The sequence below is a fragment of the Pseudomonas sp. PA-5-4B genome (assembly GCF_021606215.1).
Lineage (GTDB): Bacteria > Pseudomonadota > Gammaproteobacteria > Pseudomonadales > Pseudomonadaceae > Aquipseudomonas > Aquipseudomonas edaphica.
Genome location: NZ_WKDB01000125.1, coordinates 1 through 7860, shown reverse-complemented (window position 1 = coordinate 7860; position 7860 = coordinate 1). Strand labels below are relative to the sequence as shown.

The following is a 7860-nucleotide window of genomic DNA, read 5'->3' as shown; positions in this document are numbered from 1 at the left end:
CAGCTGACCTTGCAACTGGTGCTCGGGCACGTGTTGGCGCCGATCGCTTTTCTGCTCGGGGTGCCGTGGCATGAGGCAGTGCTGGCCGGCGGTTTTATCGGGGAAAAACTGGTGCTCAACGAGTTCGTCGCCTATGCCGACCTGGCCAACTACCTGACCGCGGACAAGGCCGCCGCAGCCGGGGTGCCGCTGTTGTCGGCACACACCCAAGTGATCGTCACCTTCGCCCTGTGCGGCTTTGCCAATCTGTCCTCGATTGCCATCCAACTGGGCGGCCTCACGGGTATCGCCCCGCAACGGCGTCAAGAACTGGCGCGGCTGGGCTTGCGGGCCATGATCGGCGGTACGCTTTCGAACCTGATGAGCGCGGCGATTGTCGGCTTTTTCATTTCGCTGTAAGGAGCACAGTATGTGGTTGCCACAAGAAGTGATTCGCCGTAAGCGCGACGGGCATGCCCTGGCCGCTATCGACATTCAACGGTTTGTCGCCGGCATTGCCGACGGTAGCCTCAGCGATGGGCAAGTGGCGGCGTTCGCCATGGCGGTGTTCATCAAGGGCATGGACGTGAGCGAACGCATTGCCTTGACCGAGGCAATGCGCGATTCCGGTCAAATACTGAAGTGGGAGCTGCCGGGGCCGATTGTCGACAAGCATTCCACCGGCGGCGTCGGCGACATGATCAGCTTGTTGCTCGCGCCCTTGCTGGCGGCCTGTGGCTGTTACGTGCCGATGATCTCCGGGCGCGGCCTGGGGCATACCGGCGGCACCCTGGACAAGCTCGAAAGCATCCCCGGCTACGACTGCCAACCCAGCACCGAACGCCTGCGCGCGGTGGTGGCTGAAGTCGGCTGCGCGATCATCGGCCAGACCGCCAACCTGGCACCCGCGGACAAGCGCTTGTACGTGATCCGCGATGTGACTGGCTCGGTGGAGTCGATAGACCTGATCACCGCGTCGATCCTCGGCAAGAAGCTCGCCGCCGGCCTCGATGTGTTGATCATGGATGTAAAGACCGGCAAAGGCGCCTTTATGGCTGAGCCTGAGCAGGCGCGAGCACTCGCCGCCAGCATCGTTGCGGTGGCCAACGGTGCCGGAGTCAACACCCGCGCCCTGATCACCGACATGGACCAGCCGCTGGCCCGCAGTGCCGGCAATGCCCTGGAAGTGGCTGAAGCGGTAGCCCTGCTCAAGGGCGAGGTGCGCAGTGAACGCCTGTGGGCAGTGACGTTGGCGCTGGCCACCCAGGCACTGACGATGGCCGGCCTGGCGAGGGACGAGGCTCAGGCCCGTGATCAATTGCTTCAAGCCTGGCAGAGCGGCGCGGCCTTGCAGCGATTTGAGCAGATGGTTGTTGCGCTGGGCGGCCCGCAGGGTTTTACCGACAAACCCGATGAACATTTACCCAAGGCGGTCGTGTCGGTGCCGGTGTGGGCCGAGGAGGAGGGTTGTGTCACCGAGATCGACACCCGCGCCGTGGGGTTGGCGGTGGTGACCTTGGGCGGTGGACGCAGCCATCCGGACGACGTGCTGGACCTGTCCGTGGGCTTCAGCGAGTTGGCCTTCGTCGGCGAACAGGTGAATGCAAAACGGCCCCTGGGCTGGGTTCACGCGCGCACCCAAGAGCAGGCCGGGCAGGGCGCATCCGCCTTGCGCGCAGCGTATCGGCTGGGCGGTGAACGCCTGGCCTCGCGCGAATTGATCCAGGCAATCCTATGAGCAAGGCCATCGTATTAGTGCTGGACTCATTGGGCATCGGCGCGAGTGCCGACGCCGCGCTGTTTGGCGATACCGGCGCCGACACCTTGCGCCATATCGCCGAAGCCTGTGCCCGTGGTGAGGCCGATGGGCCATTGCGACGGGGACCTTTGAACCTGCCGAACCTGGGCCAGCTGGGATTGGGCGCCGCAGCGGCGGCCAGTGGCAATGGCCCGCTGCCAGGCAACTGGGGCGATGCGGCACCGATCAGCGCCTTTGGCCATGCGCGCGAGCAATCATCCGGCAAGGACACGCCGTCCGGGCATTGGGAAATGATGGGCGTGCCAGTGTTGTTTGACTGGGGTTATTTCGAGCAGCCGACCGAGTCCTTTCCACCCCAACTACTGGCCGACCTGATCGAGCGGGCAGGGTTGCCGGGCATCCTGGGCAATTGCCATGCCTCGGGCACCACGGTGCTGGACGATTTGGGTGAATTACACATCCGCAGCCAGCAGCCGATTTGCTACACCTCGGCCGACAGCGTGATGCAGATCGCCGCCCATGAAAGCCATTTCGGCCTTGAAGCGCTGTACCGAGTGTGTGAAATCGCGCGCACCTTGTGTGATGAATACACGGTCGGCAGGGTCATTGCCCGACCGTTCACCGGCGAGCACGCGGGCCAGTTCCGGCGCACCGGCAATCGCCGCGACTACACCGTGCCGCCGCCGTCAGCGACGCTGCTTGATCGCCTCTGCGACGCCGGCGGCACCGTGCACGCGGTGGGCAAGATTGGCGATATTTTCGCTCACCGAGGCATCAGCCGGTTGTACAAGGCCGATGGCAACGACGCGCTGTTCGATGCCACGCTCAAGGCCTACCGGGAAGCACCTGACAACAGCCTGGTGTTTGCCAACTTCGTCGACTTCGACATGCTCTACGGACACCGCCGAGACCTGGCCGGCTACGCTGCCGCGCTGGAAGCCTTCGACCGCAGGCTGACGGAATTACTGGCGTTGATGGACTCGCAGACATTGTTGATCATCAGCGCCGACCACGGCTGCGACCCCTCGCGCCCGGGCAGCGACCATACCCGTGAGCATGTGCCCGTACTGGCTTATGGTGCAGGCGTGGCGGCGGGGTGGTTGGGCGAGCGAGCCAGCTTTGCCGATATCGGCCAGAGCCTGGCGGTGCACTTGGGGTTGGAGCCGTTGGCATGGGGCACGTCTTTTTTGCTGCGTGAGCCATAGCATCGACAAGCGTCATCGGCTTCAAACTACGTTAAGGTGCTCATCACTTATCCATCATTACGTGAAGCATGAATCGTCCATTATTTGTCTCCCTGGATGGGCCTAAAGGCACGGGGAAAACCACGCTGTTGGAAGCCGTTACCCAAGCACTGCGGGCAGACAACAAAAAGGTGATCCGTCTTTGCGAGAGAAAAAGCGATCCCTACAGGGCTGAAACCATGGCCCTGGTCAACGCACACGCCAGAAACCCCACCGATGATTCGGAGTGGAGAGTGTGTGAGCGCTTTGCGGATAGTCGGCTCTGGATTTCCCGCCACGTGCTGACTAAACAGCCGCCCGACAGCATCATCCTGATAGACCGTTGGTACCCCTCAGATGCCGCGTTTCGCCGGACAGTCCCGTTCGCCGACATATTGCAGTTAAACCTGGACCGACACGTGCGAGTGCCAGACCTGCATGTGGGCGTTATCACCGACCCAGAGATTTCATGGTCAAGGGCCGCGCAACGACGGCGCGGGATGGGCAGTACGTTGATCCATACGCTGCAGGAGCATGTCGAGTGTACCCAGGCGTTTTTGCGAGCGGCGGGTGATCAGGGCTGGGTTTTGTGCCGTAATGAAGGGGCGATTGAACAGGCGACGGGGCAGGTGATTTCCGAGATCTACAAGGTCCTTAAGGCAGTCGAAGCAGGTTAGAGAAATTGCTCCTGCCATCCCGGCCCTGGGATGGCAGAGGTACACAGCCGATACTCGAAAACCTTCAAATGAGAATGAGTGGCAAATGAGATCTGCTGGTATATCATGCCTCCCGAATCCAGGCAGGTTTACCTTCCCGTCCGCTCATCCATTAGGTCCAAAATCCATGCGTCATACCCTGATTTCTCTCTGCGTACTTCAGGCGGTTGCCCCTGTTGCCTGGGCGCAGGTGGCCGGCAGCGAAAATGCCAGCCTTGAGTTGCAAGCCATCAACGTCACGGGAGACGTAGACGCCGAGACGGCTCAGGGGCCTGTCAAAGGGTATCGCGCCACACGCTCTGCCAGTGCCACGCGCACAGACACCTCAATTCATGAGACGCCACAGTCCATCAGCGTCGTGCCCAAGGACGTGGTCGAGGACATTGGCGCGACTCGCCTGCAGGAGGCCCTGGACTATGCCGGCGGCGTCGGCCGAGCGAACAACTTCGGTGGCCAGGGGCTTACCAGCTTCACGGTGCGTGGGTTTACAACAGCAGAGTTCTACCGCAACGGTTTTCCGATCAACCGGGGCTATCCCAGCATGCCGGACGCCAACAGCATTGAGCGCCTTGAAGTGCTTCGTGGGCCAGCGACGATGCTCTATGGGCGCGGCGATCCCGGCGGTACCTTCAACGTGGTCTCCAAACAGCCTTTGCCTGAACGTACGGTCACATTGGGTAGCCAGGTGGATGATCAGGGTATGAAGCGCGGCACCCTCGATGCCTCCGGCCCGCTGGATGAGCAAGGCCGCCTGGCCTACCGCCTCAACGTGGTGGGAGAGGGCGGCGACACCTTCCGCGACCATGTCTCAACCGAACGCTATGGGGTCACGCCGGTACTGAGCTGGCAGGTCAGCGACGACACCAAGGTGATTTTCGAAGGCGACTTCATGCGTAACAATCATCCGCTGGATCGCGGTCTGACCCGCTTCGCCAACCAGCGTGGCACGCCGTCCCGTGAGACCTTCTGGGGTGAAAAGTACGCCGGTAACCTGCACAACGATAACAACATGGCTCAGGTGCGCTTCGAGCATCTACTCAACGACAACTGGACACTGGGCGGTGGTATGCAGTGGTTGGACGGTACGATGAAGGGCAATGGTGTTGAGGCAAACAATGCCACCAGCCTCAACGCCGATGGGCGAACACTCCAGCGCAACTTCAACTACCGCAAGCTGGACTGGACCGACCAGGACTATCAACTGAACCTGACCGGGCGCTTTTCCACGGGCGGCCTTGATCACACGTTGCTGACCGGCATCGAGTATGAGGATTACGACTACAAGTCGATCATCCAACGCTCCAGCGGCGCGGCGGGGGCTTTCCCAATCGATATCTTCAACCCGGTCTATGGCCAGCCACGTCCGGCGCTGACGCGTACGCCCACCCACGACAAAGAAAACCTCAAGACTTACGCCGCCTTCGTCCAGGATCAAGTGGCGCTGACCGAGCGTTTAAAGGTGCTCGCCGGTGCGCGCTTTGAGCGCTTCGAGCACCAGTACGAATCCTACGTGCCCGGTGTGAGAAGCTGGAACGCCGCCGACAACGCCGTCACGCCGCGCATCGGGGTGATGTATGACCTCACTGACACGGTTGCGATCTACGCGGACGCCGCGCGCTCGTTCAAGCCCAACACGGGTGCCAGTCGTCAAGGCGGCGGATTCGAGCCGGAGAAGGGCAAGTCCTACGAAGTGGGGGTTAAGTGGGAAGCGCTGGACCGTCAGTTGAGCGTCGACGCGGCGATCTATCAGATCGAGAAGAAAAATGTCCAGGGTGTCGACCCGGTTGATTCGGCCTTCAATGTCGCGACAGGGCAAGTCCGCAGCCGCGGCTTCGACCTGAACGTGGCCGGCAACCTGACGCCCGAGTGGCGCATGATCGGTGGCTATGGCTATGTGGATGCCGCAGTGACCAGGGACACCACCGTGCGCTCCGGAACACGTCTGGCGAATATTCCGCGCAATAGCTTCAGCCTGCTCAACGTGTACGAGTTTCAGGATGGCGCGCTCAAAGGGTTTGGCCTTGGCGCAGGTGGAAAATACGTAGCCGAGCGTGCCGGGCAGACCGCCAATGACACGTTCTCGATGGGCGCTTACACCGTTGTCGACTTGCTTAGCTATTACAAGGTCAACGAAAAGGTCAGACTCAACCTCGACGTGAAGAACTTGTTTAACCGTGAGTACGACGAAGGCTCGTTCCTGAACTTCTACGCTTATCCCGGTGAGCCGCGTACGGTGCAAGTGGGGATCTCTTATACGCTGTAACCCAATCGGAATACGGTTCGTCGTGGGGGATTGGCGAACCGTGGGCCAGCCTTGGATCGGGGCGGGCTGCATACTGAGTGCGTGGCGGTGCTGACTTACCATCGCCAGTGCGTGATACATAATTTAACATAATATACATTATGCGCAACACGATGTTACTTAATCAGGAGCAGTACGCGTCAGATTTTGAGTCAGCGTCTCCAGGCTTTTCCTCCTCTCACTGATCATCACCACTCAGTTGCCAGTACGCCGCAACCTCATCGTTTTCACCCACCACATGGCAACGCCCTCAGGTTTGATCTTTACTCGCCCCAACGCCACCCGTGCTCAAGGAAGATCTGCATGAAGCTCTATGCTGCCGTATTGCTCACTGCTGCGTTGCTTGGCGGCTGCGATGTCAGTAAGCGCTGCGTCTCGATCTGGGTTCTTTACAGGCGCGAAAACCCGAAAGCATTGGCTTTATTGTTGACCTGCCAGATGCATCTGCGGGACGCCACGCAGTGATCAAATTCGCCTCGACGATACTGCAGGCCGGTACGGGATTCCGTACTAAAGTGGGGGTGTAACAGCCCCCCCCCCACTCCAATCACCAAGAATGCGAATCCAGTTTGTAGGTTTGATTGACCGCGCCTGTGAAAGACGCTTTGGGGAAATCAGAGGCTCAAGGTGAGATAACATCTCTAGCATTCGTCTCGCGAAGAAAAACCCCAGAGTTCTGGCGATCTCTGGAGTTTTCCGTCTGGGTTGAGATCAGCCGGCTTAGCCGGTTACCGGCGCGAATGTTGATTTTCCTGACTGTCAATCAGGTGGCGGCTATTGCTTTGCGGGCAGGTCGAGGTTTTCTGAAGAGTTCAGGTCCTCATCTGATTGGTATATCTCCTCTATTTTTTTTTGTTCTTTTTGGTACATTTCCTCTATCTCTGAGTCCGGTATACCCCTATCCACCAAATCCATGGTGCTCGGATCGCTGAGATGAGTTTCCCATACTAGCTGCTCGCGCAGTAATTCGTCTCGCCTTTTCAATTGCTGTGATGTCAGATTTATCAGTTTTTCTTTAGGAAGATCTAAGAGTTGTTGTTCCGTGTAATCGGGCATGGGAGTTCTCCTTGTGTAGAAAATACAGCATTCCAACAACCCCCATACTTCGGTAATCAACTCTATTTTTGTACTGTTAGAAATAACAGGTTTTTAGACTTTTTTACGTTAATCGTCATTCAGAAAAATCATAAAAATCCTCTGATATGGACGTTCTGGATAAATCTTCACCGGAACTTCATCATTTTCCCGACTACGCTTTCCCTCCAACCTGATAATCCATTGAATCCGCATCCCTCAATCCTCATCCCGCGTCAGCTTTTCAATCAACGCTCGATGCTGTGGAAACGCTGTCGTAAGCTTCTGGCGATTTCCCATCTCCATGTCGGCAAAATCAAATCCTGGCGAAACCGCTTCACTGATCAATCCAAATCCGTTTGTCCCGTCCAGCAATCGTGATGCTTTCCAGATGCCACCCGGTACGTGCAATTGCAAACACTGTTCTGCGAGAACATCGTTGCCCATGATGACTGTCTGCAATGAACCGTCCGCATGGATCAGGCTGTATTCGAGTGCGTCGCCCAAGTGGAAATAATGCAGGATGTCAGACTGATTGAAATGAAACTGGCCCACCGCTGATTGCTCGGTCAGCAGATAGTAGATCGACGTCATCAGGTAACGCGGTCCTGCAGCGGTTTCGAGCCAGTCGCGATGGTCCGCCTGATAGGTTCTGCGAAAGTAGCCGCCTTCGAGATGCGGTTCGAGATCCAGCGCATTGATTACGTCTTGTGCGCTTGCTTTACGTTGAATCATCGCCCGCTCCCTTGATTTTATGGTGGTTTTTTATAGCTCAACTAAATGTCTATTTAGTTGAGTTATATAAGC

8 protein-coding genes are annotated in these 7860 nt (G+C 58.4%); 6 read left to right on the top strand and 2 right to left on the bottom strand.

The genetic code is table 11. The annotated features are described in order from the left end of the window. From GIW28_RS30275 to GIW28_RS30250, 6 genes are all read left to right on the top strand, one after another. On the top strand, positions 1 to 399 hold a 399-nt coding region (locus GIW28_RS30275; protein WP_329606524.1), incomplete at its 5' end, for a nucleoside transporter C-terminal domain-containing protein. Between the two features lie 10 nt (positions 400 to 409). Continuing rightward, entirely contained in the window at positions 410 to 1717 is a 1308-nt protein-coding gene (deoA, locus tag GIW28_RS30270) for a thymidine phosphorylase (protein WP_236447179.1), read from the top strand. Next, positions 1714 to 2943: a phosphopentomutase gene (locus tag GIW28_RS30265; RefSeq protein ID WP_099549763.1), complete on the top strand. Its 1230-nt coding sequence runs from the start codon at positions 1714 to 1716 to the stop codon at positions 2941 to 2943. Before deoA ends, GIW28_RS30265 begins: the two co-directional genes overlap by 4 nt. A 68-nt stretch (positions 2944 to 3011) precedes the next feature. Then, the gene (locus tag GIW28_RS30260; protein WP_017135633.1) at positions 3012 to 3638 is read left to right on the top strand and encodes a dTMP kinase; all 627 of its coding nucleotides are present in this window, start codon (positions 3012 to 3014) and stop codon (positions 3636 to 3638) included. 166 nt (positions 3639 to 3804) lie between these two features. Then, the gene (locus GIW28_RS30255; RefSeq protein WP_176992211.1) at positions 3805 to 5940 is read left to right on the top strand and encodes a TonB-dependent siderophore receptor; all 2136 of its coding nucleotides are present in this window, start codon (positions 3805 to 3807) and stop codon (positions 5938 to 5940) included. A 342-nt stretch (positions 5941 to 6282) separates the two neighbouring features. Next, on the top strand, positions 6283 to 6444 hold the full coding sequence (locus GIW28_RS30250; protein WP_236447178.1) for a hypothetical protein: 162 nt from the start codon (positions 6283 to 6285) through the stop codon (positions 6442 to 6444). 309 nt (positions 6445 to 6753) lie between these two features. Here the strand turns inward: GIW28_RS30250 and GIW28_RS30245 are convergent, their stop codons facing one another. After that, positions 6754 to 7035, bottom strand: coding sequence for a hypothetical protein (locus tag GIW28_RS30245; RefSeq protein ID WP_236447177.1), 282 nt, complete (start codon positions 7033 to 7035; stop codon positions 6754 to 6756). A gap of 237 nt (positions 7036 to 7272) precedes the next feature. Next, the gene (locus GIW28_RS30240) at positions 7273 to 7788 is read right to left on the bottom strand and encodes a cupin domain-containing protein (RefSeq protein ID WP_236447176.1); all 516 of its coding nucleotides are present in this window, start codon (positions 7786 to 7788) and stop codon (positions 7273 to 7275) included. Positions 7789 to 7860: the final 72 nt, after the last annotated feature.